The sequence below is a fragment of the Allofournierella massiliensis genome (assembly GCF_964241245.1).
Lineage (GTDB): Bacteria > Bacillota > Clostridia > Oscillospirales > Ruminococcaceae > Allofournierella > Allofournierella massiliensis.
This window is the reverse complement of sequence record NZ_CAXSWZ010000008.1, coordinates 82462-109187: the sequence shown is the minus strand read 5'-3', so window position 1 is coordinate 109187 and position 26726 is coordinate 82462. Positions and strand designations below refer to the sequence as shown.

At 61.0% G+C, this 26726-nt stretch carries 23 protein-coding genes; 15 read left to right on the top strand and 8 right to left on the bottom strand.

Annotated features, from left to right (window positions below; translation table 11 throughout):
• Positions 1 to 135: 135 nt before the first annotated feature.
• From ACESYO_RS06320 to ACESYO_RS06305, 4 genes are all read right to left on the bottom strand, one after another.
• Positions 136 to 969, bottom strand: coding sequence for a MetQ/NlpA family ABC transporter substrate-binding protein (locus ACESYO_RS06320; protein ID WP_373209601.1), 834 nt, complete (start codon positions 967 to 969; stop codon positions 136 to 138).
• Positions 970 to 1086: 117 nt separating this feature from the next.
• A complete protein-coding gene (locus ACESYO_RS06315; protein ID WP_058963647.1) occupies positions 1087 to 1755 on the bottom strand; it encodes a methionine ABC transporter permease in 669 nt (222 codons plus the stop codon).
• A gap of 4 nt (positions 1756 to 1759) precedes the next feature.
• Positions 1760 to 2497, bottom strand: coding sequence for a methionine ABC transporter ATP-binding protein (locus ACESYO_RS06310; protein ID WP_058963646.1), 738 nt, complete (start codon positions 2495 to 2497; stop codon positions 1760 to 1762).
• A gap of 476 nt (positions 2498 to 2973) precedes the next feature.
• Positions 2974 to 4095 (bottom strand): N-acetyl sugar amidotransferase, encoded by a 1122-nt coding sequence (locus tag ACESYO_RS06305; protein ID WP_058963645.1) that lies wholly within the window; start codon positions 4093 to 4095, stop codon positions 2974 to 2976.
• Positions 4096 to 4429: 334 nt separating this feature from the next.
• Here ACESYO_RS06305 and ACESYO_RS06300 point away from each other — a divergent pair, with 334 nt between their 5' ends.
• Positions 4430 to 5074, top strand: a complete 645-nt coding sequence (locus ACESYO_RS06300) for a DUF1648 domain-containing protein (protein ID WP_058963644.1) — start codon at positions 4430 to 4432, stop codon at positions 5072 to 5074.
• A gap of 88 nt (positions 5075 to 5162) precedes the next feature.
• Here ACESYO_RS06300 and ACESYO_RS06295 read toward each other — a convergent pair whose 3' ends face one another.
• Genes ACESYO_RS06295 through ACESYO_RS06280 form a run of 4 tightly spaced genes read right to left on the bottom strand, consistent with a single transcriptional unit; the run spans position 5163 to position 10281 of the window.
• Positions 5163 to 6398, bottom strand: a complete 1236-nt coding sequence (locus ACESYO_RS06295) for a lipopolysaccharide biosynthesis protein (RefSeq protein ID WP_373209600.1) — start codon at positions 6396 to 6398, stop codon at positions 5163 to 5165.
• A 6-nt stretch (positions 6399 to 6404) separates the two neighbouring features.
• Positions 6405 to 7730, bottom strand: a complete 1326-nt coding sequence (locus tag ACESYO_RS06290; RefSeq protein ID WP_373209599.1) for a surface carbohydrate biosynthesis protein — start codon at positions 7728 to 7730, stop codon at positions 6405 to 6407.
• A gap of 49 nt (positions 7731 to 7779) precedes the next feature.
• The gene (locus tag ACESYO_RS06285) at positions 7780 to 8736 is read right to left on the bottom strand and encodes a hypothetical protein (RefSeq protein ID WP_373209598.1); all 957 of its coding nucleotides are present in this window, start codon (positions 8734 to 8736) and stop codon (positions 7780 to 7782) included.
• 30 nt (positions 8737 to 8766) lie between these two features.
• Complete coding sequence (locus ACESYO_RS06280) at positions 8767 to 10281, bottom strand: MBOAT family O-acyltransferase (protein ID WP_373211220.1); 1515 nt, start codon at positions 10279 to 10281, stop codon at positions 8767 to 8769.
• Positions 10282 to 10292: 11 nt separating this feature from the next.
• Between ACESYO_RS06280 and ACESYO_RS06275 the strand changes: the two genes are divergently transcribed.
• From ACESYO_RS06275 to ACESYO_RS06210, 14 genes are all read left to right on the top strand, one after another.
• A complete protein-coding gene (locus ACESYO_RS06275) occupies positions 10293 to 10610 on the top strand; it encodes a hypothetical protein (RefSeq protein WP_373211218.1) in 318 nt (105 codons plus the stop codon).
• A gap of 175 nt (positions 10611 to 10785) precedes the next feature.
• Positions 10786 to 11769: an NAD-dependent 4,6-dehydratase LegB gene (locus ACESYO_RS06270; protein WP_373209596.1), complete on the top strand. Its 984-nt coding sequence runs from the start codon at positions 10786 to 10788 to the stop codon at positions 11767 to 11769.
• A 148-nt stretch (positions 11770 to 11917) separates the two neighbouring features.
• Complete coding sequence (locus tag ACESYO_RS06265; RefSeq protein ID WP_373209595.1) at positions 11918 to 13585, top strand: DUF2142 domain-containing protein; 1668 nt, start codon at positions 11918 to 11920, stop codon at positions 13583 to 13585.
• 37 nt (positions 13586 to 13622) lie between these two features.
• A complete protein-coding gene (locus tag ACESYO_RS06260) occupies positions 13623 to 15641 on the top strand; it encodes a hypothetical protein (RefSeq protein ID WP_373209594.1) in 2019 nt (672 codons plus the stop codon).
• Entirely contained in the window at positions 15638 to 16267 is a 630-nt protein-coding gene (locus ACESYO_RS06255) for a hypothetical protein (RefSeq protein ID WP_058963636.1), read from the top strand. Before ACESYO_RS06260 ends, ACESYO_RS06255 begins: the two co-directional genes overlap by 4 nt.
• Positions 16268 to 16269: 2 nt before the next feature.
• Positions 16270 to 18297, top strand: coding sequence for a hypothetical protein (locus ACESYO_RS06250; RefSeq protein WP_132587351.1), 2028 nt, complete (start codon positions 16270 to 16272; stop codon positions 18295 to 18297).
• Positions 18294 to 18935 carry a hypothetical protein gene (locus ACESYO_RS06245; protein WP_058963634.1) on the top strand — a complete coding sequence of 214 codons (642 nt, stop codon included), beginning with the start codon at positions 18294 to 18296 and terminating at the stop codon, positions 18933 to 18935. Before ACESYO_RS06250 ends, ACESYO_RS06245 begins: the two co-directional genes overlap by 4 nt.
• 58 nt (positions 18936 to 18993) lie before the next feature.
• The gene (locus ACESYO_RS06240; protein ID WP_058963633.1) at positions 18994 to 20154 is read left to right on the top strand and encodes a LegC family aminotransferase; all 1161 of its coding nucleotides are present in this window, start codon (positions 18994 to 18996) and stop codon (positions 20152 to 20154) included.
• A gap of 31 nt (positions 20155 to 20185) precedes the next feature.
• Positions 20186 to 21235, top strand: a complete 1050-nt coding sequence (locus ACESYO_RS06235; RefSeq protein ID WP_341439598.1) for a sugar phosphate nucleotidyltransferase — start codon at positions 20186 to 20188, stop codon at positions 21233 to 21235.
• A 96-nt stretch (positions 21236 to 21331) separates the two neighbouring features.
• On the top strand, positions 21332 to 22327 hold the full coding sequence (neuB, locus tag ACESYO_RS06230; RefSeq protein ID WP_058963632.1) for an N-acetylneuraminate synthase: 996 nt from the start codon (positions 21332 to 21334) through the stop codon (positions 22325 to 22327).
• A 75-nt stretch (positions 22328 to 22402) separates the two neighbouring features.
• Positions 22403 to 23593 carry a UDP-N-acetylglucosamine 2-epimerase gene (gene neuC / locus ACESYO_RS06225; RefSeq protein WP_058963631.1) on the top strand — a complete coding sequence of 397 codons (1191 nt, stop codon included), beginning with the start codon at positions 22403 to 22405 and terminating at the stop codon, positions 23591 to 23593.
• Positions 23577 to 24689 (top strand): metallophosphoesterase, encoded by a 1113-nt coding sequence (locus ACESYO_RS06220; RefSeq protein ID WP_058963630.1) that lies wholly within the window; start codon positions 23577 to 23579, stop codon positions 24687 to 24689. Before neuC ends, ACESYO_RS06220 begins: the two co-directional genes overlap by 17 nt.
• Before the next feature lie 53 nt (positions 24690 to 24742).
• A complete protein-coding gene (locus tag ACESYO_RS06215) occupies positions 24743 to 25720 on the top strand; it encodes a Gfo/Idh/MocA family protein (protein WP_058963629.1) in 978 nt (325 codons plus the stop codon).
• A 45-nt stretch (positions 25721 to 25765) separates the two neighbouring features.
• Complete coding sequence (locus tag ACESYO_RS06210) at positions 25766 to 26692, top strand: Gfo/Idh/MocA family protein (RefSeq protein ID WP_058963628.1); 927 nt, start codon at positions 25766 to 25768, stop codon at positions 26690 to 26692.
• The last annotated feature ends 34 nt before the right edge of the window (positions 26693 to 26726 follow it).

Sequence of the window (26726 nt, the reverse complement as noted above, 5' to 3'; positions counted from 1 at the left end):
CCCCACACCATTATACCGCATTCCCTTTCCTTATACGAGAAAAAGACCACCGATAGGTGGCCTTTTTCGACAGGCTGAGAGGAAGCCTGCGGGCTTCCTCTTTTTTATTGGTTGCATTTTTTGGGGATGGGGAAATTACTTGCTGAACACGCTCAGATCGGCGGTCTTGCCCGGGTAGATGCCCATGGGCTCGTAGTGGGGGGTGACCACGCTCACGATGTGGGTGCCCTGCTCGGCGTTGAAGTCATCCAGATAGGGCTGGTGCTGGAAGTAGTTGGCATCCAGGCTGCCGTCCTCCACGGCGGTGTTGGGCATCACGTAGTCGTCGAATTCCACGATCTCCAGAGTCACGTTATGCTCGGCCAGAATGGGGGCGGCATACTCCAGAATCTCGGCGTGGGGGCTGGGGGAAGCGCCCACCTTCAGGGTAACGGGCTCGGTGATTTCGGGGATGGTGGCGTCGGTTACGCCCATGGGCATCACCACGCCGTTGTAGTTGGCGGCAATCCAGTCCTGCACGTCCCGGCTCATGAGCACAGCGGCCAGCGCCTGAATGGCGGGCTCGTTCTCCCGGCCCTCCTTCACGGCCAGCACATTGCCGTAGGTCTGGGCGGCCACGCTCTCGGCGTCCTCACTCACCAGAACGGTGTCGCCGATGCCGGCGCCGGAGGCGTAGTTGCCGTTGATCACGGCGAAGTCCAGATCAGGCAGGCTGCTGGGCAGGGCAGCGGCCTCCATGGGAACGATTTCCACGTTGTAGGGGTTTTCGGCAATGTCCCGCTCGGTGGCCTCCAGACCAACGCCCTCGGTCAGGGTCAGGATACCCTGCTTCTGCAGCAGCTGCAGGGCGCGGCCGCCGTTGGTGGCGTCTGCCGGGATGCCGATCTTGTAGCCGCCGGATTTGCCGCCGCAGGCGGCCAGGCTCACGGCCAGAACGGCACACAGAGCCAGAGAAATCAGTTTTTTCATGATACACACTCCTCTATGTTGATGGGTTGATAATAAGCGTTGAAAAGCGAAAACAGCGCACCAGTCAGGCTCGCGCGCCGCCGGGCGGGGCGCTGTTTTTTCAAAAGGAAAAGGGAATCAGCGGTTGCGCTTGTCGGCCTTGCGGGCCAGCAGGTTGCAAACGCTCTGGATGATGCACACCAGAATGACCACCAGAACGATGGTGGCGTACATCACGTCGCTCTGGTAACGCTGGTAGCCGAAGCGGAAGGCAATGTTGCCAAGGCCGCCTGCGCCCACCGCACCGGTCACGGCGGTGTAGCCGAAGATGGTGATGATGGTGATGGACAGGCCCCGCAGCAGGCTGGGCACGCTTTCCACCAGCAGCACCCGGGTGATGATCTGCCAGTTGGTGGCGCCCATGCAGCGGGCGGCCTCCACAACACCGGCGTCGATCTCCTCCAGGCTCTGCTCTACCATGCGGGCCACGAAGGGAGCCGCCGCGATGGACAGGGGAACGTTGGCGGCAGTAGCGCCGATGGAGGTTCCCGCGATCAGCCGGGTGAAGGGGAGAACGAAGAAAATCAGAATCATGAAGGGAATGCTGCGGAACAGGTTTACAAACCAGCCGAACACCGCGTTGAAGCGGGGGGCGGCCATGATGCCGCCGGACTTGGTGGTGGTGAGCAGCACGCCCAGAGGCAGGCCGATCAGATAGGCCACCATCGTGGGAACAAAGGTCATATAAAGGGTTTCCAGCGTGCCCTCCCACAAAAGGCTGCCGTATTCTGCGAAAAATTCTGCCATGGGTTTATTCCTCCTTGCCCAGCAAAAGGCGGGCCACGTCGCTTTGGGGATGTTCAAAAATCTGGGCCGCGTCGCCCTGCTCCACAAAGCGGCCGCCGTCGATGACCACCATCCGGTTGCAGATGGCCTTGACCACCGCCAGCTCGTGGGTGATGATGATCACCGTCACGCCCAGTTTTTTGTTGATGGCCTGCAAAAGCTCCAGTACGCTCTTGGTCGTCAGTGGGTCCAGTGCGCTGGTGGGCTCGTCGCACAGCAGCACCTGGGGATTGGACGCCAGCGCCCGGGCCAGGGCCACCCGCTGCTTCTGGCCGCCGGAAAGCTGGCTGGGGTAGCTGCCGGCTTTATCGGAAAGACCTACCAGCTCCAGCAGCTCGGCCACCCGTTTTTCCACCTCGTCCTTTTTGTAGGGGGTGAGTTTTAAGGGGAAGGCCACGTTCTCGGCCACGGTTTTCTGCATCAGCAGGTTGTAGCCCTGGAACACCACGCCCATCTGGCGGCGGGCCTCCAGCAGCTCCTTGCCCTTCAGGTGGGCAAGATCCTTGCCGTTCAGCAGAATCTGGCCCTCGGTGGGCTTTTCCAGCAGGCACAGGCAGCGCAGCAGGGTGCTTTTGCCTGCGCCGCTCATGCCGATGATGCCGAAGATGTCGCCATCCTGAATGGTGGTGGAAACATCCCGCAGGGCTTCCACCTTATTGGCGCTTCCCGTAAAGATTTTGGACAGATGTTTGATTTCAAACATGATTGCTTTCTTTCGCTCCTTTTTTCGGTTCGGCGGTAAAACGGCAAAACAAAAAGGCTGCCGTCCTTGCAACACAACAAGGACGACAGCCTGTAACAGACTTCGTGGTACCACCTTGGTTCACCGGCCCCTTGCGGGGACAACGGCCTTTCCGGCTGCGGCAGAAATGAACTGATTACAGCCTGACGCTTTAACGGGCGTTCCCGGCGGGCACTTAGAACTCATGCTCTTCGCACACGCAGCTCCGAGACCATGTTCAGCTTCCTGTTCCCTGCCCGTTTCCACCGTCGGGGCTCTCTAGTAAGGGTCGATGCCGAAAGCCTACTCTTCTCTTCTTCGCTTTTGGATGATAGTATGCGTTTATGATACCGTCGAATTTACGGTTTGTCAAGCATTTTTTTGCGCGGTTTGACGACAAATGCAAAAAACGCCCCGCTTTTTTGCCAAAAAGCGGGGCGCAGTATCACAAATTGTGATTATTTATTCTCTTCCCAGATGGGGTGATTCAGCACCCAGCGGCTGTACTCGTCCTTGTGGAAGATGTCGGTGTTGTAGAACTTGTCCAGAATGGCCCAGAACTCGCTCTCGGTGTAGCCGCAGAACTCGCAGAAATCACGCACGCACAGGGGATCCAGCGCGCCGTCCCGCTCCCTGATCAGAGGAATGGCCTCTTCACGGGTCATCAGGCCGTAGCGGATGTAGCGGGCGGTGTAGTCGGTGGCGGCGGCGTGGCCGAACTTGGGGTATTTCAGCCAGGAGTGCACCAGATAGGCGCGGGAGTCGATCTGGTCGAAGTTTTCCACATGATGGCGGCGATCCCACTCGTGGGTCAGGTCGTGGAAGCCGCGGCTCTTGGCCAGCTGGTAGTTCTTGTAGCTGTTCCAGGGCAGGAAGTAGCTCATGTAGAAGGGGTCAAGGCGAGCCAGCTCCTCGGCGGTGGGGGCCTTGGTCAGAGCCAGGTCGTTGGCAGAGACGCCGTAGCTGAGCAGCTCCTCCTCGGGGAAGCCGACGGCCACACCGTTTTCAATCTGGCCGCGGGCGGAATAGGTTTCCTCGTCGGCGTTGCCGCCGTACTCAAAGCTCACGTTCTCGCCGTAGCACAGCAGGGGAGTGTTGAACTTCAGGGCCATGTGCAGCGGGAAGGTGTAGATCAGCCGGTCCACATACCAGGTGGGCTTGCCGTATTTCTCGAAGAAGGCGCGCATCAGGGTTTTCTGGGCCTTGATGTTGGGCTTGCAGCTGATGATGGTGCAGCCGAACTCCTCGCTGATGTTCTTCAGGTTGTGCTTGCCTGCCTCGGTCATGGGGAAGTTGTCCTCCACGCTGAACAGGATGGGGTTCATCTTCATGACCTCTTTCAGGATGTACACCTGGAAGTGGCTGTCCTTACCGCCGGACACGGCAACGGCGCAGTCGTAGCCGCCGGGGCCGTTGCAGCCGCGGTATTTGTCGCACAGGGCTTCAAATTCCTTCCAGCGGGCATCCCAGTCCACCTTCGAGCGGCTCTCGTAGTGGCGGCAGGCGCTGCAAACGCCCTCGGCATCGAAGGTGATGCCGGGCCGGGTGTCGGGCATGGTGCATTTTTTACAGTATTTCATGGGTCGATCCCCTCCCTTGAAGTTAAGGCTTGTGCACAGGGGTTCCTGTGCCGTCGCTTCATTATAGCATGCCCCGGGCCATATTACAAATTCCCACCGGGCCACCGGCGCAGAATTCATGAATTTTTTGCAAAACAGCGCCCCGCCCCGCCCGCAAAAGAGCCGGGGCGAACGGGCCGGACAAACGGCGCAAAACCGCCCGCCGCCGGGTTTGACCGGGGCGGCAAAAGCGCGTTATGATAACAGTAGAAAAATATCCGCATCCCATAAGCGATGCGTTCCGTTCGATCGCGTCGGCACAGGGATGCCTGAGCAGGAAAGGAAGTGCTGTGGGATGAAAAAGCAGATACAAACTCCGTTCTGGGCGGGCCTTGCGGCCTGCGCTCTGCCGCTGGTGGCCGGGCTTCTGGCCTACGGCCGCCTGCCCGGGCAGATGGCGGTGCAGTGGAGCGGCGAAACCGGCGAGGTGATCAGCCTGATGAGCAAGCCATGGGCGGTGATCGCCATTCCCGCCGTGCTCATGGTGATGCACTGGGTGGTGTATGCCACGGTACACAGCATGGTGCTGGGCCCCCGGCTGATGGGCGCGCTGCGGGAAGGTCTGGGCTGGCTGATCCCGCTTTTGAGTGTGGCCATGTACAGCGTGATCTTTGCGGCGAACCTTACCGGCAGGATACAGATTCTGGTGCTTTTGTTCAGTCTGGTGGGTCTGGCGGTGCTGATCGTGGCGGCCCATGTGGCCGAGCTGCCCTTCGGTTCCCGCTGGGGCGTGCAGGAGCGCTTTTCCATGGCCAGTGAAGAGAACTGGACCCATATCCACATGGTTACCGGCGGGATCTGGGGCCTGTGCGGCGCGGCGGTGATTCTGGGCAACTGGCTTTGGCCCCAGAATACAGGCAGAATGATGATCTGGCTGGTTCTCATGGGTGTACCGGGGATCTATTCCCACTGGATGGGCCGCCGGATGCAGAAAGGCTGAACGATACGAAAGAAACGGATACAACGACAGCCCCTTCCCTTATGTCATAATGGCTAAGGGAAGGGGCTGTCGTTTTGCATTTTTGAGTTTATTGATTGGCCGCAAACTGCTTTTTGCAGCGAACGAGCAGGAAGGCCAGCAGGGCGATGGCCTGCACGCCGATGCCCAGAATGGTGGCCCAGGCCGCGCCGTACACATCGAAGGCGCGCAGCAGGGGCTGGCTGGCCAGGAGAGCGGAGGCAAGGCCTGCCAGATTGCCCAGGATCAGACCACGCATCTCCCGGGCGATGGTGAGCAGATGGCACAGCACCGTGGCCGCCACCGTGCACACAGTGGCCAGCACCAGCGGCCCAAGCAGCGGCGCGTAGTCCAGCACCTCGGGGGTGGTGGGGTACAGAATCGACAGCCCCCACCGGCCCAGCAGGGCCACGCCGATGGTGCCGACAATCCACAGGGTCACCAGTGCCGCACCCAGCAGGCGCAGCCCCTTGTAAAAGCCCTTGCCGTTCCGGTCGGTCCACAGGCGGGCAAAGGTGGTGATGAAGGGCACAAACAGATAAATCACCGCCACCTGCAGAATCATCACTGGCAAAAACACGTTGTTGAAATAACCCAGTTTCACGCTGCCCAGAATCCGCTCGCAGTAGTAGCGGGGTACCGAGGCGATGGTGGTGTTCAAAAAGGCGTACACCGCAAGCGGCAGGCATTCCAGCAGCAAAGCCTTCACGCCTGCACCGCCGGTGCGTTTGAAATCCGCCCGGCGGCGGGCCAGGGGAATGTCCACCACCAGCACATAGGCGGCGTTCAGTGCAAACAGAACGGCCAGCGTGAGCACTAGATCTTTGGTGAGCAGAAGGCCCAGCGTCACGCTCAGGGCGGTTACGATGCCGCGAACCCCGAAGCTGATGCCCACGATGTCGATCCGCTCGGCCTTTTGCAGATAGCCGTGCCACACGTCCGACCAGCTTTCGATCAGCCGGTAGCCGGTGTAGAGGAAGATCACCCACCGCTGCTCGGCAGAATAGCTGTTCACAAAGGAGAATACAAGGCAGCCCAGCCCCGCCGCGGTCAGGGTGATATAGCGGCTGAGCAGGTAGCTGCGGTCGGTGTATTTGCCCGAAAGGTCAGACACCTGAAAGGTGCGCATGCCGTAGCTGGCAGCGGAAAGACACACGTTGGCAATGGTCATGCCGGTGGCCAGCAGGCCGTTGGCCTCGGCTCCGGCCAGTGCGGTGACCAGCAGGGTGATGGCCGCCTGACAGATATAAAAAAGCAGGCTGCCCGCGGTGTTGAACAGCACGTTGCGGCGCATTTGGCGTTCCATGGCAGGTTACTTGCCCCCTTTCATCACGAAGGGGCGGATCTTGTCCTCCATGGCCCTGATCTGGGCCTTCGGCACATAGGCTTTTTCCACATAACCGTAGATGCGCTGTGCAAAATCCGCCAGCCCCTTGTGGAAGAAGAACACCTTCTTCGGGGGCAGGCGCAGGGCGAACAGGATGTGCACGCCCCACAGCGCGAAGAACTTGAGCAGGTTGAAATGGGGCGTGAAGCCTTCGCCCATGGGCTCGTCCCGGGGCGGCTCCTTATACACGGTTTCCAGCAGGTCCGCCATGCGAATGTAAGCGGGGGTTTCGCTGGGGTCAAAATAGCCCTCGATCACCTCGCGGGCGATGGGGAAGGGCGGGGTTTTGTCCGCCATGGCGGCGAGGAACTCCTCGTAGCTGGTCACATACTTTGCGCCGGCGTAGATCACCGGGTCGTATTCGTGCTCGATGGGGGCCGGGCGCAGGATGTGGCAGCTCTTGCCCGCCATGTATACCTCGGCAATGGCGGTGCTCATCCAGATGGAGATGGAGTCCGCCGCCATGATCCAGTCCTTCACGCCGTAGGCGAAGATCACATGAAAGTTGGGCCGCTTTTTGGCCAGCTCGGCCAGCTGGGGGCTGTTCCACTCGCTGGGGTGGCGGCGGTAAACCAGCTCCACCTCCGGGTGCTGACCCAGATACTCGTCGAACCAGCGCAGGGTTTCGGCCATGCTCACCCGGTTGGTGGCGGCAAAGCCGGTGAAGTCGGTGCCCGCCATCTCGCTCAGCTCTTTGACCTCCTGCTCGGTCATGCTGGCATAGCCGAAGCTGGAAATGTACAGGTGCAGTTCCCTGGAGGCGTCCAGCCCGAACTCGGCGCACAGGTCTGCCTTGTTTTTGAAATAGCCGGAAAATTCCGGCCGCACGAAGTCCATCATCACCGCGCCGGTCACCGGGCAGTTTTTCTCCTCCATGCCGTGGGCGATCAGCCGGTCCGCGGTGCGGCGGCCCCAGCAGGTCTGCACGCACTTTTTGGCGTTGCCGTTGAAGTTGAACCAGTCGCCCTCCTCCTGGGTGTCGCTGAGCATCTGCTCCCAGTGCAGGTTCACGATCTTGTTCAGCCTGCCCACGTTGTTGTAAACGTGGCTGTTGATGGCCTCGTTGTCGTACATGCAGCTGGACACCAGCACCTTGGGCTTTTTCCAGGTGAAGTACTTCAGCTTTTTGCGGTCCAGCAGCTGGCGGATTTCGGCGGTGTAGCCCCGCCGCTCCAGCTCCAGCTTCAAAAGAAGGTCGCTTTCGTATTCCCGCACCGTGTGCTCATAGAGGATCAGAAAATCAAGACTCACTTTTTTCGCTCCTTTTTGTGGGGGCTTTTTCAGGCAGTAACGGCTGCCCTCAGCCCAGATCGGTGAACAGCTGCTCGGTCCACTGGGGCAGGCCGTAGCGCTCGTCCAGATGGAAGCCGTCGTAGAATTGGGTATCGTCGTCAAAGTCTGGCCGGTTCGACCATTCGTAGTCCAGCACCGAGAGGCCCAGTTCGGCGGATTTTTCCGCCAGCTGGGGCAGCACGGTGGTTTCCATCTGGTCGGTGATGGTGCCGCCCTCGCCGTACACATCGCAGACTTTGGTTTTCACGATGTCCGCCATGGGGGCCAGCACCACGGTCAGCTTCACGCCCTGTTCGGCACACCGGGCGGCGGCTTCGTACAGCCGATCCAGCTGGCTGGTGTTCAGCGCCCAGTTTTCACACTTGGTGATCAGGGCGGCGGGGTACTCGGCCAGCAGGGTGTGCACCTCATACACAGTGCCGTCGGCAGCGGTGTAGTCCTGCGGGTAAACCCAGTCGCCGGTTTCGGGGGCGTCCACCCGGCCGGTGATCTGGTTTTGCAGGTTGGTGAGCATGTTCACGTTGTATTCCAGATTAAAGAGGTAGGCGAAGGGATTGTTCAGCGTCTTTTCCAGGTTGCTCATCCGGTCGGTGTCGTAGCCCTGGTTGATGGTGTAGAAGGAAAAGCCGAAGATCACTTCCTCCAGATCCGGGTTTTCGTCCAGCGCCCAGTTTAAAAGGTCAATGCCCTCCCGCAGCGACGCGCCGCCGAAGGCCAGATTCTGCCAGCTGCGGCCGCTGGTTTGTTCCACCAGCTCCATGTCGAAGTGGGCAAAGCGGGAATCGCCGATGATGATGGAATTGCCGGGCTCGCGTTTGAAATCCTTCAGCCGGCTGATGGGGGCGTCGCTGTCGGTATTCGGGTGCAGGCCGAAGTAATTGTTGGGCTCAAAGGCCACAAACAGGCAGAAGTACGCCAGCACCGGAACCAGCAGCAGCGCAAGGTTGCGTAGAATATGTTTCATGGGGCCGTGGGTTCCTTTCTGCAAAAATGATCAAAAGCCGCCGTAGGCAAAGCTGCCCCCGGCAAAGCCGCCGTTCTGCATGACGAGCCCGGCGAAGCTGAACAGCACCAGCGCATAGTAAAGCGCCCAGCGTACAGCGGGCTTCTGGGCGGTGAGCACCAGCTCCTCGCTCTTGTTCTTGAACTGGAAGTTGCGCTGCCAGTCCAGCCAGAAGGCCAGCGCCAGCGTGCAGGCCAGCATCAAAATCCAGGCCGCGCCCATAAGGGTGTTGTTGTAGAAGCCGCCCAGAATGGCCTGCCAGCTCTCGGAAGCAAAGCGGGCGGGGGACCAGCCGGCGAACCAGCCTTTTACAATGGCGAAGGCCTGGCCCACGCCGTAGCTTTCGCCCTCCGGCTGGCCGATGGCGCTGCCCATGGCGAAGAACACCATGCTGAAGTTCCACAAAAGGAACACGCCCAGCCGCTTGGCCCACTGCTGGCGGGCAGGGGCTTTCTTTTTGGGCTTGCCCAGCTTCTGGTGCAGCAGCTCTTCGCCCACCCGGTAGGCGGCCTGCAACAGGCCCCAGATCACAAAGGGCAGGGTGTTGCCATGCCAGAAACCGGAAACAAAGAACACGCAGAACACGCAGAACACCGGCGAGAAACGGCTGATCTTGCGGCCCAGCAGCGGCAGCTTGGAAGCGTCCGCCCAGACCAGCGTGGTAAACAGGTAGTCCTGCAGCCAGCTGGAAAGGCTGATGTGCCACCGGCTCCAGAAGCCGGAGAAGTTGGTGGCGAAGAAGGGGGTCTTGAAGTTTTCCGGGATTTCCAGCCCCAGCAAAAGGGCGCTGGCCCGGGCCATCTGGGAATAACCCACGAAATCAAAGTAAAGATAAAAGGTGTAGCCCACCGTAGCCGCCAGCAGCGCGGGGCCGCCGTGGCCGGGAATGTCTGCAAAGACCTGGCTCACGTACATCATCAGCACATCCGCCACCGCCACCTTTTTGAAAAAGCCCAGCGCGAACAGCTGCAGCGCCCGCACGGTGCGGGCCGCGTCGAACCGGTGTTCCTCATTCAACTGGGGTAACACCTTTTGAGCCCGGCAGATGGGCCCGGCGGTGATGGTGCCGAAAAAGCTGAGGAAGGCTGCCAGATTGACAAACTTTTTTTCGGCAGGCATGTCGCCCCGGCTCACGTCGATCAAATAGGAGAGAGCGGCGAAGGTATAGAAGCTGATGCCCAGCGGGAAGGGCAGCCGGTGCAGCACGCCGGGCGCGAAGGGCAGCACGGCCAGCGCCAGATTGAAGTACTTGAACACCGCCAGCACCGCCAGCAGCACCACCACAGCTGCGGCAAGTTTCCGCCCGCGCTGTTCGGGCGGGGCGGCCTGCAGGCTCAGGCCCATGCGCCACACGAACACACAGCTGGCCGCCAGCAGGGCAATGGGAAGAGCCTGCCACAGACCGGCAAAACCGTCGCCGGTGGGGCGGTTGCACCAATAGAAAACAAGGCTTGCCGCAAGCAGAAAATGATTTTGCCAGCGCCGGGGCATAAGCTTCAGATACACAAAAGCCACCAGTGGCGCAAAGGCAAGGTAAGAAAGATTTTGAAAGCTCAAAACGGTTGCCCATCCTTTTTATTTCGGTATATTGTGGGAACTTCTTCCCAAACCCTCATTATACCGGCTTTTTTGGGGCCTGTAAAGGAAAACGGGTGTTCAGGCGTGCTGACGATGGGCAAGGGTGCTCTTTTCAGGCAATACCGCACAATTCCAGGTGGTGGAGCACGCCGGAAAATTTTTTGCGATATGAACCAAAAAGCGCAGCCAATCCTTGGTGGATTGGCGAGCATTTTTGGAAAATAGCACGGAAAATTTTGGCGGGATACGCCGCCTGAGCCTCGGGGCGTGAATTGTGTGGTGTTGCCTTTATTGAAATTATCGATGGTTTATATTATACTTAGTAACAACTGGGTAACAACCAAAGCGGCCCCTCCCTGCTATGCAGCGGGCGGCGGGGCGGCAGATTTTTAGAATAAAAACAAACGAAGTTGTAAAGGAGATTTTTGCGATATGGCGAACACTGTGATGGTCACCGGAGCCGACGGCTTCATCGGCAGCCACCTCACCGAAGAGCTGGTGCGGAAGGGCGAGAAGGTCAAGGCTTTCTGCTACTACAATTCCTTCGGTACCTGGGGCTGGCTGGACACCCTGCCCAGGGAGATCAAAAACGAGATTGAGGTGTTCATGGGCGATATCCGCGACCCCAACGGCGTGCGCCATGCCATGGAAGGGCAGGACATCGTTTACCATCTGGCGGCGCTGATCGCCATCCCCTTCAGCTACCACAGCCCGGACAGCTATGTGGACACCAACATCAAGGGCACCCTGAACGTGCTGAACGCAGCCCGTCAGGTGGGCACCAAGCGTCTGCTGGTCACCAGCACCAGCGAGGTGTACGGCACCGCCCAGTATGTGCCCATCGACGAGAAGCATCCCTATCAGGGCCAGAGCCCCTATTCCGCAACCAAGATCGGCGCGGACCGTCTGGCCGAGAGTTTCTACCGCAGCTTTGATCTGCCGGTCACCATCGTACGGCCCTTCAACACCTACGGCCCCCGCCAGAGCGCCCGGGCCGTGATTCCCACCATCATCACCCAGCTGCTCACCGGCGCCACCGAGATCAAGCTGGGCAGCCTGACCCCCACCCGCGACTTCAACTATGTGAAGGACACCGCGGCGGGCTTTATGGCACTGGCTGGCTGCGATGCCGCCATCGGCCAGGAGGTGAACATCGCCACCGGCGAGGAGCATTCCATCGGCGATCTGGCCAATGAGCTGATCCGCCAGATCAACCCCGAGGCGAAGATCGTGTGCGACGAGCAGCGCCTGCGCCCCGAGAAGAGCGAGGTCAACCGTCTGCTGGGCGATGCCACCAAGATCCGCTCCATGACCGACTGGAAGCCCCAGTACACCTTCGAACAGGGTCTGGCGGCGACCATCGAGTTTTTGAAAAACAATCTGGACCGCTACAAGCCGGACGTTTATAATCTGTAAGCTCACGGGCAGGGCATGCCCCCGGGCTTGCCTTGCCATTGCCGGGCGGACTTTTGCAAAAAGGTCTGCCCGGCTTATGCCGTTTAAAAAGGGGAGTTTTCCCGCCGCGGAGAAACGGCAAAAAACAACAAAGCGAAAAGGAATTTCTATGACGCAACAAAACATTTTGGCCCGGCTGCGGCGGCTGCCCGGCGGGGTGTTCTGGCTGCTGGGCTGGCTGTGCGCCTGCGCCGGTGCCGTGTGCTTTGCCTATTACTGGCGGGTGTTTTATTATCTGGAAGGCCGCATCGGGGCGCTGCCCCTCACGGCGGCGATGGTGGGGCTGGCCAGCGCCGCCACGCTGGCGGTGTTTCTGCTGGTGCGTTTTGTCAAGCAGCTGGACACAAGGGCCGCAATCTGCATTTTTCTATGCGGCGCGCTGTTCTGCTTTGCCAACCCGCCCCTGCAAACGCCGGATGAGACCAATCACTTTCTGCGCAGCTATTCGCTGAGCCTTGGGCATCTGGACTTCGACGCCAGCCGCACCTATCCGGATGTCGTGGCCAAGCTGGTGGAGAGTTTCCCCGGCGCCTGGGTGAACAGCCACACCAGCCAGGGCATGACCACCGATGAGGACGGCAACCCCAGCGTCTACACCACCGAGGGCTATGCCCTCAAGCAGCAGGGCGAGGGCGGGCCGGTGAGCGGCGTGGCCGACGGCTTTGCCGCCTACTTTGACGGCCAGCCTGCGAAAACTCAGGTGAGTGAGCCCTATTTCTTCATGACCATCTCCATGGCGCCTCAGGCGCTGGGCATCCTGATCGCCCGGGTGCTGGGCTTCGGCGCGCTGGGCTGCATGTACGCTGCCCGGCTGGCCAATCTGGCCGCCTATGCGGCGCTGTGCTGGCTGGCGCTGCGCAACTGCAAACGCTACAAACCGGTGTTTCTGGCCTTCATGCTGCTTCCGTTGAGCCTTTACATGGCCGCTTCGGTGAGCTACGACGCCACCCTGCTGGGCTTTTACTATCTGGTGGCCAGCTTCTACTGCAAGGACGAGATCACCGACCGGGACATCGGTCTGTTCCTGTTCGCCTTCGTGATGATGAACGTGGCCAAGCCCTACATCAACCTGCTGTGGCTGGTGCTGCCCATCGTGCTGCCCAAAAGCGCATGGAAAACCCGCTGGAAAAAGTGGCAGCTGGCACTGGCCTGTCTGATGGGCGGGTTTGCTCTGGGCAAGTTCTTCGACTGGTACGGCACCGCCTTCCGCTACAACTACCCCTATGTGGGGCGGCAGATTGCCGGGGCCAGCGAGGTGGACCAGCTTGCGTTCATCCTCTCGAACCCGCTGCGTTACATCGCGGTGCTGCTGGGCACCTTTTACGAGAACAACTTCTATGTGGGCCAGATGGGCGTGTTCGGCGCGCTGGATCTGGAGGTGCCCTTCATCAGCCTGATCAGCCCCATGCTGCTGTTGTTCGGCGCGGTGCTGTCGGTGCATGAAAAGAGCAGCCTGAAGCCCGCGCCCGCGCTGGGCCTGGGTGCGCTGAGCGTGCTGTACATCGCCGGCGCAGCCACCGCCATGTATATCACCAGCACGCCGGTGGGCATGATTCGTATCATCGGCGTGCAGGCGCGGTACTTCCTGCCTGCCTTCCTGATGCTCACGGTGCTGCTGGCAGCGGTGCTCAGCCATGTGCTGGAGCCCCGCCTTTCCGCCGGGCAGAAAAAGCCCCAGGCAGTGGCGCTGTGGACCTTTGCCGCCTTCGGTATGCTGGGGGCGGTGCTGCTGTTCCAGCATTACTTCATCGGGCCGGTGTTTGTGCTGCCCGCATGATGGATTCTGACTTGACTGAAAAGGGGGAAAACGCGCGATGGTGATGGTAACGATCAGCGGATTCCTGGCGCTGGCGGCCATTGGGCTGTACAGCGCCTGCCTTGCCCGGCTCTGCCGGGCGGATGCTGCCCTGTTTGCGCTGCCGGTGATCGGCGGCGGGGCGGTGTGGCTCTGCCTCTGGGGCTTCGCTGGCCTTTTGCCGGTGGGCGGCTGGCTGTTTTATCTGGGCGCGGCGGCGCTTGTGGCCGTTCTGCTGGCCCGCCGCCAGCTGGCCGAAACGCTGGAGACCCTGTTCACACCGGCCTTCGGCGTATTTCTGGCGGCTGGTGTGTTCTTTCTGGTGGTGTTCGCCATCACACGGCCGGAATTTGCCCAAAACGACGAGTTCACCCTGTGGGGCTCCGCCGCCAAACTGACCAAGCTGCAGAATGTGCTGCATCCGGCGGCCCAGGGCAACCTGCTGGCCAAGGCCTCCAACCCGGGCATGATGCTGGTGGTCTATCTGTTCCAGTTTTTCAGCGCCGGGTTCTCGGAGTGGAGCGCCTACTTTGCCTACGATGCCATGCTGGCCGCGGCGGTGGCCGCCATGGCTGCGCTGGCGGGCAAACGCTGGAGCAGTACGTTGGTGCTGGCAGGCTGCGGCTTCTTGCTGCCTTACTTTTTCAGCGCCCCCTCGGTGGGGGAACTGTCCACCGTGTATCTCTCGGTGCTGGGTGACCTGCCCCTGGGCTTTGTGTTCGGGGCCACGGTCTGCCTGTATTTTGCGTTAAAGGATAAGGTCTGCTGCCTGCCGGTGCTGCTGGTGCAGGTGAGCTTCCTGACCCTGATCAAGGACATGGGCCTTGCCTATGCCCTGATCGCGGTGGGCCTTGTCTGCGCGGATGCCCTGTTCACCGGGCCGCTGGCGGGCTTTGGCCGCCGTCTGGCCAAGGCAGTGGGCGGCGGCGTGCTGTTGGCCATTCCGGTGGCCGGGTTTTATCTGGGCTGGACCCGCTATGTGGCGGCCATGACCGGTGCGGACAAAACCACTGTGGGCAGCGGCGATGCGGCCATGAGTCAGGGCGCGGCCATCCTTTCCGGCGTGCGGCAGCTGCTGCGGCTGGAGGAGCCCACCGAAAAGTTCACCCAGGTGAGTGCCCTGATGCTGAAAAGTCCGGTGAGCGTGCCGGTGTGCCTTTTGGGCGGCGGTGCGCTGGCGCTGGCGGCCATTTTCCTTGTGCTGGCTGTGGTGTTCTTTGCCCAGAAAAAGGGGGAGGAGCGCCGCCGGCCGGTGGTGCTGGCAGTATTCGGCACCCTGGCGCTGGTGGCCTTTCTGGTGTTCCACCTGTTCTTGTATGTGTTCAACTTCAAGGACGCGGAGGCCCTGGAGCTGAAGGATTACATCCGCTACATCGGGCCTTATTATCTGGGCTTTTTCCTGATGGCGCTGGGCCTTCTGGCCCGGGCGGGCTTTGGCGGCGCGTGGCAGAAGCTGGCCCGGCTGGCCGGTGTGGGCGTGCTGGCGGTGTTCTGTGTGCTGATCGGCTGGCGGGGCGTGCCCGCCGCGGGCTTCTGGAACTACCCCCATGTGGTCTACTCGGTGCGGGATGACGTGAAGGAGCGGGCCGGGCAGGTGAACGACCTGCTGAGCTGGGACGACATCGTTCTGCTCATCAGTCAGGGCGACGACGCCACCCGCTGGAACTACTTCGGCTACGATCTGAACGCCACTCTGGCCCGGGGCTTCGGCGGCTTCGGCTACGGCCACGAGGGCGACTGGAGCTGGGACACCACCCACATGAATCTGGTGGACCCGGCCCGTGCGCAGGAGGGCATGCCGGAGGTGTACAATTACCAGACCGTCTGCACGGCGGACGATCTGCGCCTGTTCCTGCTGGACAAACGCTACACCCACATTCTCATTGACGAGAGCGACGATTACATCGCCGGAACCATCGGCCCCGCCTTCGGTGTCGACGATCTGCCCGACCGGCGCACCGATTCGGTGATTCTGCTGCGGGTGGAGTATGAGGGCGACACCGTGCGCTGGGTGTATGAGGAAGGAGGCGCGGCATGAAACGACCGATTCGCTGGCTGGCGGCGGCCTACCTTGCCGTGCTGGCCCTCTGGCTGATTCTGAGCGGGGTGAGTTTGGGCAAAAACGCCTGGTACGCCCACAAGGGCATGAAGGCGCAGACCGAGCTTGCCTGGCAGGATTTGACCGGCGTGGGCGTGCAGGAGCTGGAAGGGCAGGGGGAAGGCGTGTGGTACGTCTCCACCGATACCGACCCCCAGCTGCACTGGATTGCCCCGAACCCGGAAGGGATTTATCTGGAAACGGTGGAACTGCGCATGGAGCAGCTTACCCCCGGTCAGGCAGTGGTGCTTTACTGGAAAGCGCCGGGTCAGGCGGATTTTTCCGCGGCCCAAATGGTGTATGCCCAAAAGACCGCCGACGGGGTGTACCGCTTTGATCTGGGCGGGTGCGTGGTAAGCGAGATCCGCCTGGACCCGGACAGCGTGGGCGGTGTGACCACCCGCTTTGACGGGGTCACCCTGAACCCGGCCGAGGGCTGGTATACCGCCTTTGTTCCCACCGCCACCGGCCTTGTGCTGGGGCTGCTTGTGCCGCCGGTGCTTGTTGCGGTGCTGTGGGAGCTGTGGGCAATTTTAGAGCCTGAACCTTTCAAAAAGGAGAAATGAGCTTGCAGTATTTTGATCTGGTTTTAAGTTTTACGGCCCTGTTCGGCCTGTGCGCCTTCCTTACGCTGAAGGCACGGCTGCACAGTGCGCTGGCTCCGCTGACCGCGCTGGGCATCACCGGCATCTGGTTTACGTTGGTCGGCGTGGCGGATCTGCTGGTGGCGGGCGGCTGGGTGTTCTATCTGGCGGCCTGGGGCCTGGGCGCGTTTGCTCTGGTGCAAAAACGCAGCGAGGCCCGGCGGCTGCTCAGCCCCGGCGCGGTGGTGTTCTGGGGATTGGCAATCAGCTTCGCGGTGTATTTTTCCATCCGCCAGCCCATGTTCCACAAGTTCGACGAGTTCAGCTTCTGGGGCCCGGCGGCACAGATGACCAGTACCACCAACCACCTGTACACCATCTGCGAATACGGCGCCCCCTGGCAGGCCACCCAGAACTGCGGCCTGATCGTGCTGAGCTATTTTGTGCAGTTCTTCGGGGCCTTTGCCCCCTTCAAGGTATATCTGGCCTACGACCTGCTTCTGTTTGGCTGCATTGCCGCGCTGGTGGGGGCCATCGGGTTCAAAAATTACCGGCTGGCCCTGCCCATGGCGGTGATCGGCTGGTGCACGCCCTGGTTCTTCACGGTATATGCCCGCACTATCTACCTGGACGACACCTACATGAGCACCTACGGCGACGTGCCCGCCGGTATGCTGGCGGGCGGCGCGGTGGCCATGTGGATCGCCCTGCGCAGCGAAAAGGGCACGGGGCCCCGCTGGGCGGTGCTGCCGGTGCTGGCTCTGATGGCTAACATCAAGGACAACACCTTCCCCATTGCGCTGATTGTGGCGGGCTGCATCGCGGCGGATGCCTTCCTCTTTGACTACGCGGCCCGCTGGAAAGAGGGCCTTGCCCGGCGCTTCGGTTTTGCGGTGCTGTGCCTGGCGGTGCCCATGGCCCAGTATAAGGTGTGGAGCAACTATATCGCGGTGCTGGTGCAGAAAAACGCCGAGAGCGGCGGTACCGGCACCACCTCGCTGAGCCCCTTTGGCGCAGCGCTGCAGGGAACGAAGATGCTTCTGGGTCTGTCGGTACCGGAGGAGTACGCTGCCCGACAGGAGCAGTTCTACACCGCCATGGCCAACATGTGGGACGCATTTTTCAGCAGTGAAAAATGGACTCTTTCCATGATCGGCCCGGGCGTGGTGGTCACGGTGCTGATCCTCGTTCTGTTTGTGATCGCGCTGGTGTTCGCAAAGGGAATGCGCCAGCGGCTGCGTGTTTTGTGCTGGATGGGCTTGAGTTCCCTCGGCTTTGTGGCGTATAACTATGTGTTGGCGCTGAGCTACGGCTTCATCTTCAAACCATCCCAGGCCACGGATCTGATCGATTATTCCCGTTATATGTACACCTATTACATCGCCTGGTTCCTGATGGCCGCGGCTGTTCTGGCCTGGGTGGTGCAGACCGGCCGATGGCGGCTGCTGGGGCAGGCCGGTGCGCTGACCTTTGCCTGCCTGATGCTGGTGCGGGTGAACATGATGGTGCTGCCCCAGATGAGCGTGCTGGGCTTTTCCGATGCCACCTTTGCGGATCAGTATCTGATCATGGAAAAGGTGGACGCGGTGAAGGATGAGATTGACGAGGACGACCGCATCTTCTTTGTGAGCCAGGGCGACGACGGCCTGCTCTGGTTCACCTACAGCTGCTACTTCCAGCCCAACATTCTGGATTACAGTGGTTGGGAGAAAAACGAGGAATCCGGCCTGTACGGTGCGGGCGGCGGCAGCTTCTGCCTGCCCGAGAACATGCCCGACCCCAGTGTGGAGGGCGCGATCTACTTCCACGCCTACAGCACCGAGGACTTTGCAAAGGCAGTGGCCGAGAGCGGTTGCGACTACATCTTTGTGGACAAGCTGGACGCGGGCTTTGTGGCCGGATACGGCAGCCTGTTCACCGACGGCTTGGCCGCCGCCGAAAATGGCGAGACGTTGCTCTACCGCATCACGCCCGACGGCTATGAGCCGGTCGCAATGGAGGTGCCCCGATGATCGCAAAACTGAAACAATGGCTGGGCCGCCCGGCCTTTCTGCCGATTTTGTGCTATGCGGTGGCGGTGATCGTCTGGCTGGGGAGCAGCGTGTGGAGCCTTGGTACGGACATGATCGCCAAGGCGGGCGGAACGCTTTATGAGTGCGAGCTCACGGTGGACAATTTTGAACTGGTGGACATGCAGCTGCTGGAAAACGGCAGCTACATCACCACCAGCGGCGACCCCCAGATGATCTGGCGCAACACCGACGGCATGACGGTGCGAACTCTGCGCCTGACCGCCAGCTTTGACCGCAGCCCTCGGGAGATGTGCCTGTACTACACAAACGCCGAAGGGGAGCCCTTCAGCGTGAACAAGCGGGTGTTCGCTGCCCAGCAGGACAACGGCAGTTATGTGTACACCCTGCCCCAGGGCAACATCGCCGCTCTGCGGCTGGACCCCTGCAGCCCGGAGGAGGAAAAGCCCGTAACCATGACGCTTTCCGGCTTTTCCATGAACGAGTCGGCCAGCGTGGTCAGCTACTTTGCCCCCGGCTGGTACGGGGCCATGGAACTGGTGCTTTACCCGGGGCTCGCAGCCTGCGCACTGTCGCTGGCTCAGAGCGCCTGGCAAACATACAAAAGCAAGAAGCGCTGAGCGCCGCCCCAAAAGCGGCCCGGCGCCAGCCCAATGTTTGGAAAAGAGGTTATTGAAAATGGCAAACTTTATTCCTTTGTCTGTTCCCAATTTTTCCGGCAAGGAAAAAGAATATGTGAGTGACGCGGTGGTCAGCGAGTGGGTGTCCACCGGCGGCAGCAAGGTGGGCGACTTTGAAAAGGCCATCGCCGACTATGTGCACATGGACCGGGCCGTGGCCTGCAACTGTGGCTCCTCCGGCCTGCATTTGGCCATGCTGATTTCCGGCGTGGGTGCGGGCGACGAGGTGATCGTGCCCACCCTCACCTTCATCGCCGCGGTCAACCCGGTGCGCTACGCAAACGCCGAGCCGGTGTTCATCGGCTGTGACGACAGCCTGTGCATGGATCCCGCCGCCGCCGAGCGCTTCTGCAAAGAGGAGTGCCACATGGAAGACGGCAAGCTGATCAACAACACCTCCGGCCGCCATGTGAAGGCCCTGCTGGTGGTGCACGTGTTCGGCAATATGGCGGATATGGTGGAGTTCACCCGCATTGCAAAGGAATACAACCTGATCCTGATCGAGGATGCCACCGAGGCGCTGGGCACCTACTACACCAGCGGCCCCTTCGCGGGCAAATACGCCGGCACCATCGGCGACGTGGGCGTTTACAGCTTCAACGGCAACAAGCTGATCACCACCGGCAGCGGCGGCATGGTGGTTTCCAACCATCCGGACTGGGCCGAGCATGCAAAGCATCTGTCCACCCAGGCCAAGGCCGACGAGCTGCAGTTCTTGCACGACGAGGTGGGCTATAACTACCGCCTGACCAACCTGCAGGCGGCGCTGGGTCTGGCTCAGATCGAGCAGGTGGAGGGCTTCATCGCCCATAAGCACGAGATGTGGCAGATGTACAAGGACGCGCTGGACGGCAAGAACGGCTACCGCATCCTGCCCTTCCGGGACGACTGCACCCGCCCCAACAAGTGGTTCTTCTCCCTTTATCTGGAGGATCCCCGCCATCAGCGGGATCAGGTGATCCAGGCGCTGAAGGAGCAGAAGATTCAGACCCGCCCGGTGTGGGCCCTGATCCACGAGCAGGCCGACTACGGCAAAAATCAGGTGTTCAGCGACGAAAAGGCCCAGGATTACCGGGCCAAGATCGTGAACCTGCCCTGCTCCACCAACCTGACCCGCGAGGACTGCCAGCGGGTCATCGACGCGCTGCTGGCGCTGTAACAATACATCGACGAAAGAGAGGCGAGCGCCCATGCTGCGCATCGACGAGCTGCTGATCGACGAAAACACCAGTGTGCTGGATACCCTGAAAAAGCTGGACGAGACCGGCCAGCGCATCCTGTTCATTGCTCCGGAGGGAAAGTTGGCGGCAGCGGTGACCGACGGCGACATCCGCAAGTACATTCTGCGGGGCGGCGCGCTGGAAGGCCCGCTGCGCGAAGCCGCAAACTACCACCCCAAGAGCCTGCCGCTGGAGCAGCGTGCCCGGGCCCGTTCCTACATTGAGGAGCAGGGTATCGACGCGCTGCCTCTGCTGGACAAGCAGGGCCGTATTGCGGACATCATCTTCACCAGCGGCGTGGATCTGGACAACCGCACCTGCGCCGGGCTGCCGGTGGTTATCATGGCCGGCGGTCTGGGCACCCGCCTGTACCCCTACACCAAGATCCTGCCCAAGCCCCTGATCCCGGTGGGCGAGCGCCCCATCCTGGAGCTGATCATCGACCGCTTCTGTGATTTTGGCTGCACCGATTTCCATCTGGTGGTCAACTACAAAAAGAACATGATCAAGAGCTACTTCAACGATCTGGAGAAGAGCTATCGTGTTTCCTATGCGGATGAGGACGAGCCTCTGGGCACCGGTGGCGGTCTGTGCCTTTTGAAGGGCAAGCTGGACAACACCTTTTTCCTGTCCAACTGCGACATCCTGCTGGATGCCGATTACGGCGATATCCTGAACTACCACAAGAGCCAGGGCAACATCATCACCATGGTCTGTGCGGTGAAGCACTTCACCGTGCCCTACGGCGTGATCGAGCTGAACAACGACGGCACCATCCAGACCATGCGGGAAAAGCCGGAGATGAACTTCCTCACCAACACCGGCGTGTATGTGGTGGAGCCCCGTGTGGTGGAGGAGCTGGAGGACGGCAAAAAGCAGGGCTTTACCGACATCATCGAGCATTACCGGGCTGCCGGCGAAAAGGTGGGTGTATACCCCATCAGCGAGCAGAGCTGGATGGACATGGGCCAGATCGAAGAGCTGGATCACATGCGCCGCCGGCTGGAAGGAAACAGCTGAATTTCCACAAAACGGCCGGAAGTCGGTCGAAAACCGGTGAAAATCAGTTGAAAAGTGTATAAAAATTACGTTTTGTATAAGAAATGGAGCGATTCCATGAGCGTTTTGATCATTGCGGAAGCCGGTGTGAACCACAACGGCAGCCTGGAGCTGGCCAAGAAGATGGCCCTTGTGGCCAAGGAGTGCGGCGCGGATGTGGTGAAATACCAGACCGCCGTGCCCGAGCTGGTGATCTCCAAATTTGCCCAGAAGGCGGAGTACCAGAAGCGGGAGACCGGGGCCGAAGAAAGCCAGCTGGAGATGGTGCGCCGCATCCACTTCGGCTTTGAAGCCCATAAGGAGCTGAAGGAATACTGCGATTCCATCGGCATCCAGTATCTGTCCGCCCCCTTCGATCTGCCCAGCGTGGAGTTTCTGGCCGGGTTGGATCTGCCCATGTGCAAGGTGCCCAGCGGCGAGATCACCAACCTGCCCTATCTGGAGGCGGTGGGCCGCACCAAAAAGCCGGTGATTCTTTCCACCGGCATGAGCACCCTGCCCGAAATCGAGGATGCCCTGAGCATTCTGGAGGACAACGGCTGCCCCGGGGTGACCGTGCTGCACTGCAACACCGAGTACCCCACCCCTTATGAGGATGCGAACCTGCTGGCCATGCTGGAGCTGGGCGAACAGTTCGGCCTGCCCTACGGCCTTTCCGACCACACCTCCGGCTGGGAGTGTGACGTGGCGGCGGTGGCACTGGGAGCTACGGTCATTGAAAAGCACTTCACGCTGGACAAAACCATGGAGGGCCCGGATCACAAGGCAAGTCTGGAGCCCGCCGAGCTGAAGGCCATGGTGCAGGCGGTGCGCCACACCGAGGCCGCCCTGGGCACCGGCCGCAAGGCAGTGAGTGCCAGCGAGGCCAAGAACAAGCCCATCGCCCGCAAGAGCATCGTGGCGGCCCGGGCCATCAAGGCGGGGGAGACCTTCACCGCCGAAAACCTGACCACCAAACGCCCCGGCGACGGCATCAGCCCCATGCGCTGGTACGAGGTGCTGGGCAAGACCGCTGGGCGCGATTTTGAAGAGGACGAAAAGATCGAGCTGTAATGCGTGCAGCGCCGCGCTTTTGACGCTCTGTGTTTCAGGGCGGCGCGATCCAAAAAGCAAAAGGGGGTGCTGCCCATGGCAGCCCAGCCAAAGACCCTTGCGGTCGTCACCGGAACCCGGGCCGAGTACGGCCTGCTGCGTCCGGTGATCCAAAAACTGTTGAAATCGGACGATTTTATACTGAAAGTATTGGTTACCGGCGCCCATCTGGCCCCGGAATTCGGCAATACCGTGCAGGAGATCGAGGCGGACGGGGTACCCATTGCCGCTCGTATCCCCATTCTGAAATTCGGCACCGGCCCGCTGGCTACGGCGGACACGGTGGCTTATACCATCCAGCAGTTCAGCCGCTGGTTCTGGGAGCATAAGCCGGACGCAGTGCTGGTGCTGGGCGACCGGTACGAGATTTTTGCAGCGGCACAGGCCGCGGCCATGACCGGGGTGCCCATCGCCCACATCAGCGGCGGCGACGTGACTCTGGGTGCAGCAGACGACTACTACCGTCACTGCATCACCAAAATGGCCCACCTGCATTTCCCCAGCTGCGCGGAGTATGCCCGGCGGGTCATCCGTATGGGCGAAGCGCCGGACACCGTGTTCAACGTGGGCGGTCTGGGGGATGAGAACATCCGCACCATGCCCAAGATGAGCCGGGAAGAGCTGAGCGAGAGCTTGGGCTTTGACCTGAGCGGGCCCTTTGCGCTGGTCACCTTCCACCCGGAGACTGCCGGAGGGGCCAGCCCCACCCAGCAGGTGGCCCAGCTGCTGGATGCCATGGAGCAGCTGCAAAAGACCCAGCCGGTGCGCTGGCTCATCACCAAGGCCAACGCGGACGCGGGCGGCCTTGCCATCAATGAGCTGATCGACCGGTGGGTAGAAAAATATCCCGACAGGGCAATTGCCTTTACAAGCCTCGGGGTCAAGCGGTATCTGTCCGCCATGGCCTGCGCGGCGGCGGTGGTGGGCAATTCCTCCTCCGGTGTGGTGGAAACCCCCACCTTTGGGGTGCCCACGGTGAACATCGGCGAGCGGCAGGCCGGGCGGATCATCTGCCCCAATGTGATCTGCTGCCCCGCCGAGAAAACAAAAATTCTGACGGCGCTCAAAACCGCCTTTAGCCCGAAATTTGCTGCAAAGGCAAAGCGGACCGTGAGCCCCTACAATGGGGGCGATACCAGCGGTCGCATCGTGCAGATTCTGCGCCAGCAGCTGGCCCGGCCGGAGTTTGGCGCGCCCAAGGGGTTCTACGATGGACCCGTGGAGTAAGCATTATCCCATGGCCCCGGGTATGGTCCGCAAAGCGGCGTTCAAACCGGGCCAGCGGGTGCTTGCCATCAGTGACATCCATGGCTGCAAAGCCCTGCTGGAACGGCTTTTGCAAAAGCTGGACTACCGCCTCGGCACCGATGCGCTGGTGCTGGCGGGGGATCTTCTGACCAAGGGCGAGGAGAACATGGCCATGCTGGAATTCGCCATGGAGCTGGCAGCGTTGCCGGACGTGTACATTCTGCTGGGCAACTGCGACGGCATGAACGATGAGGCCGAGGCCCCCTGGCTGCCGTTCTTTCTGGACCGCCAGCCAAGGCAGCTGTTCTGGGAGCAGTGCGCGAAACAGGGCATTGGCCGCAGCGAGGCGCTGGCGGATGCCCACGGCACCATTCAGGCCCTTTGCCGGGCCTATCCGAAGCAGGCGGCCTTTCTGGCTGGGCTGCCCCGGATTCTGGAAAGCGAGCAGTACTATTTCGCCCACGCGGCCATGGATGCGGCCCTGCCGCCGGATAAACAGGATCCGGTGGATGTGATTACCCGGCGCGCCTTTCTGCAAAGTGCCGGGGCCTTTGACCGGCTGCTGGTGGTGGGCCATTACCCGGCCTGCAATTACGACCTGACCGAGTGCCGCCTTTCCCCTTATGAGGATAAGGCGCGGAAGATCCTCTGCATCGACGGGGGAAACCGGGTCAAGACCGGCGGCCAGCTGAACGGCGCGGTTTTGCAGGATGGAGAATACCTGGGCTGTGAGTGGGTGGACGATCTGCCCGCCGTGCGGGTGCTGTGCCCGCAGACGGAAAGTCCCGCCACCGTGAACATCAACTGGCCCAATTACGCGGTGCAGCCGCTGGAATGGCAGGGCGGCTGGTGCCGCTGCCGCCACGAGGCCACCGGCCGGGAATTCCGTGCCCCTGCAAAGCTGGTGAAGCAGACGGAAACCGGCTGGAAGCTGGCGGACGATTACACCGACTACCGCCCGCCGTTGAAAGCGGGCCAGCAGGTGGGCCTTGCCGCCCGGGCAGGGGACTGGGCCCTTATCAAAACCGGCGACCGGCCCGGCTGGGTTCCGGCCGACCGGCTGCAACTGGAATGATTCCCGGCGGGCGGCAAAAGAACCGCCGGAACAAAAACGCGAGGTGTGAACAAATGAAACTTTTGATCGTGGGTCTGGGCAGCATGGGCAAGCGCCGTGCCCGCCTGGCCAGGGGAATGGACGCATCCATCCAGATCAGCGGCGTGGACACCACCGAGTCCCGCCGGGCCGAGGCCGAGGGCCTGGGCATCACCGCCTATGCCAGCATCGGCGAAGCGGTGGCGGCGGACAAATTCGACGCGGCGCTGGTCTGCACCGCCCCCATCACCCATGCGGCCATTATCAGCGAGCTGCTGGACGCCGGCCTGCCGGTGTTCACCGAGCTGAATCTGGTGAGCGACGGCTACGAGGAGAACATGAAAAAGGCCAGAGAGAAGGGCCTGCCCCTGTTCCTTTCCTCCACCATGCTCTACCGGGGCGAGACCCAGTACATCAAGCGGCAGGTGGAAGCCTTCGATAAACCGGTGAACTACATCTACCACATCGGCCAGTACCTGCCGGACTGGCACCCCTGGGAGAACTACAAGAACTTCTTCGTGGGCGACAAGCGCACCGGCGGCGTGCGGGAGATCTTCGGCATCGACCTGCCCTGGCTGCTGGATACCTTCGGACCGGTGAAGAGCCTGCATGTGGAAAAGGATAAGATCAGCCAGCTGGAGGTGGACTACCCGGACAGCTATTTTGTGACCCTGCGCCACGAAAACGGCGTGAAGGGCATGCTGGCGGTGGATGTGGTAAGCCCCAAGGCGGTGCGCAACTTTGAATGCTTTGGCGAAGGGCTGCACCTGTTCTGGGAGGGCAACCCCAGAAGCCTTTACACCTTCGACCACGACAAGGGCGAAAAGCTGCCGGTGAACACCTACGAGAGCTTTGAGCACGATTCCCGTTACAGCGACAACATCGTGGAAAACGCCTATGTGGACGAGCTGGCCAACTTCTTCGCGGTGCTCAAGGGCGCCGAGCAGCCCCGTTACAGCTTTGAAAAGGATCTGGAGACCATCCGGCTGATCGAGGCCATCGAGGAGGCGTAAGCCTGTTTTGGCCAATCTCCAACACAAAGAAAAGGAGGAAGCACCATGAAAGTATTGTTTGTGGGCCTGGGTTCCATCGGCAAGCGGCATCTGAACAACCTGATCCACATCGCCTCCCGACGGGGCATTCCGCTGGAGGTGGACGCGCTGCGCTCCAGCCTGAAGCCCCTGCCCCCGGAGCTGGCGGCGGTAATCAAGCACCAGTACATCGACTTTGAGCAGCTGGGCCATTACGACGTGGCCTTCATCACCAACCCCACCAGTCTGCACGCTTCCACGCTGGCGGATCTGGCGGGCAAGGCCGAGAATCTGTTCATCGAAAAGCCCATCTTTGACCACACCAATTACGATCTGGCCGAGCTGGGGCTGGAAACCCAGAAGGCCTATGTGGCCGCGCCCATGCGCTGGTGCGGCACCTTTCTGGCGCTGAAAAAGCTGATGCCCACCCTGCGGCCCTATTCTGCCCGGGTGATCTGCTCGTCCTATCTGCCGGACTGGCGGCCCGGCGTGGACTACCGGAAGGTCTACTCCGCCCACAAGGACATGGGCGGCGGCGTGACCATCGACCTGATCCACGAGTGGGACTATATGGTGGAGCTGTTCGGAAAACCTCTGGAAAGCTACAACTTCAAGGGTACCTACTCTGATCTGGAAATCGATTCGGACGATCTGTCCGTCTACATCGCCCGGTATCCCCACATGCTGGCGGAGATCCATCTGGACTACTTCGGCCGCACCTACCGGCGCACCATCGAGCTGTTCTGCGCCGACGGCACCGTGACTGCCGACTTCGGCGCGGGTACCCTGACGCTGGCCAACGGTCTGGTGCAGCATTTTGAGGAGCCGGTGAACGACCGCTATATGCGGGAGATGGAATACTTCCTGGACTATGCCATCAACGGCCAGGGCGAGAGCATCAACAGCCCGGCCATGGCGCTGGATGTGCTCAAGCTGACTCTGGGCGAGGAATAAAGCAAGGGGGCCGCCTGCAATCATGCGGTGGCTC

What these genes read in the sequence shown, in the direction of transcription:
- ACESYO_RS06295 (WP_373209600.1), bottom strand. Translation starts at nt 6,398, where the DNA reads ATGGAACGCCAAATGCGCCGCAACGTGCTGTTCAACACCGCGGGCAGC.
- ACESYO_RS06270 (WP_373209596.1), top strand. Translation starts at nt 10,786, where the DNA reads ATGGCGAACACTGTGATGGTCACCGGAGCCGACGGCTTCATCGGCAGC.
- neuB (WP_058963632.1), top strand. Translation starts at nt 21,332, where the DNA reads ATGAGCGTTTTGATCATTGCGGAAGCCGGTGTGAACCACAACGGCAGC.
- ACESYO_RS06310 (WP_058963646.1), bottom strand. Translation starts at nt 2,497, where the DNA reads ATGTTTGAAATCAAACATCTGTCCAAAATCTTTACGGGAAGCGCCAAT.
- ACESYO_RS06240 (WP_058963633.1), top strand. Translation starts at nt 18,994, where the DNA reads ATGGCAAACTTTATTCCTTTGTCTGTTCCCAATTTTTCCGGCAAGGAA.
- ACESYO_RS06315 (WP_058963647.1), bottom strand. Translation starts at nt 1,755, where the DNA reads ATGGCAGAATTTTTCGCAGAATACGGCAGCCTTTTGTGGGAGGGCACG.
- ACESYO_RS06235 (WP_341439598.1), top strand. Translation starts at nt 20,186, where the DNA reads ATGCTGCGCATCGACGAGCTGCTGATCGACGAAAACACCAGTGTGCTG.
- ACESYO_RS06285 (WP_373209598.1), bottom strand. Translation starts at nt 8,736, where the DNA reads ATGAAACATATTCTACGCAACCTTGCGCTGCTGCTGGTTCCGGTGCTG.
- ACESYO_RS06255 (WP_058963636.1), top strand. Translation starts at nt 15,638, where the DNA reads ATGAAACGACCGATTCGCTGGCTGGCGGCGGCCTACCTTGCCGTGCTG.
- neuC (WP_058963631.1), top strand. Translation starts at nt 22,403, where the DNA reads ATGGCAGCCCAGCCAAAGACCCTTGCGGTCGTCACCGGAACCCGGGCC.
- ACESYO_RS06210 (WP_058963628.1), top strand. Translation starts at nt 25,766, where the DNA reads ATGAAAGTATTGTTTGTGGGCCTGGGTTCCATCGGCAAGCGGCATCTG.
- ACESYO_RS06220 (WP_058963630.1), top strand. Translation starts at nt 23,577, where the DNA reads ATGGACCCGTGGAGTAAGCATTATCCCATGGCCCCGGGTATGGTCCGC.
- ACESYO_RS06305 (WP_058963645.1), bottom strand. Translation starts at nt 4,095, where the DNA reads ATGAAATACTGTAAAAAATGCACCATGCCCGACACCCGGCCCGGCATC.
- ACESYO_RS06260 (WP_373209594.1), top strand. Translation starts at nt 13,623, where the DNA reads ATGGTGATGGTAACGATCAGCGGATTCCTGGCGCTGGCGGCCATTGGG.
- ACESYO_RS06215 (WP_058963629.1), top strand. Translation starts at nt 24,743, where the DNA reads ATGAAACTTTTGATCGTGGGTCTGGGCAGCATGGGCAAGCGCCGTGCC.
- ACESYO_RS06265 (WP_373209595.1), top strand. Translation starts at nt 11,918, where the DNA reads ATGACGCAACAAAACATTTTGGCCCGGCTGCGGCGGCTGCCCGGCGGG.
- ACESYO_RS06320 (WP_373209601.1), bottom strand. Translation starts at nt 969, where the DNA reads ATGAAAAAACTGATTTCTCTGGCTCTGTGTGCCGTTCTGGCCGTGAGC.
- ACESYO_RS06245 (WP_058963634.1), top strand. Translation starts at nt 18,294, where the DNA reads ATGATCGCAAAACTGAAACAATGGCTGGGCCGCCCGGCCTTTCTGCCG.
- ACESYO_RS06300 (WP_058963644.1), top strand. Translation starts at nt 4,430, where the DNA reads ATGAAAAAGCAGATACAAACTCCGTTCTGGGCGGGCCTTGCGGCCTGC.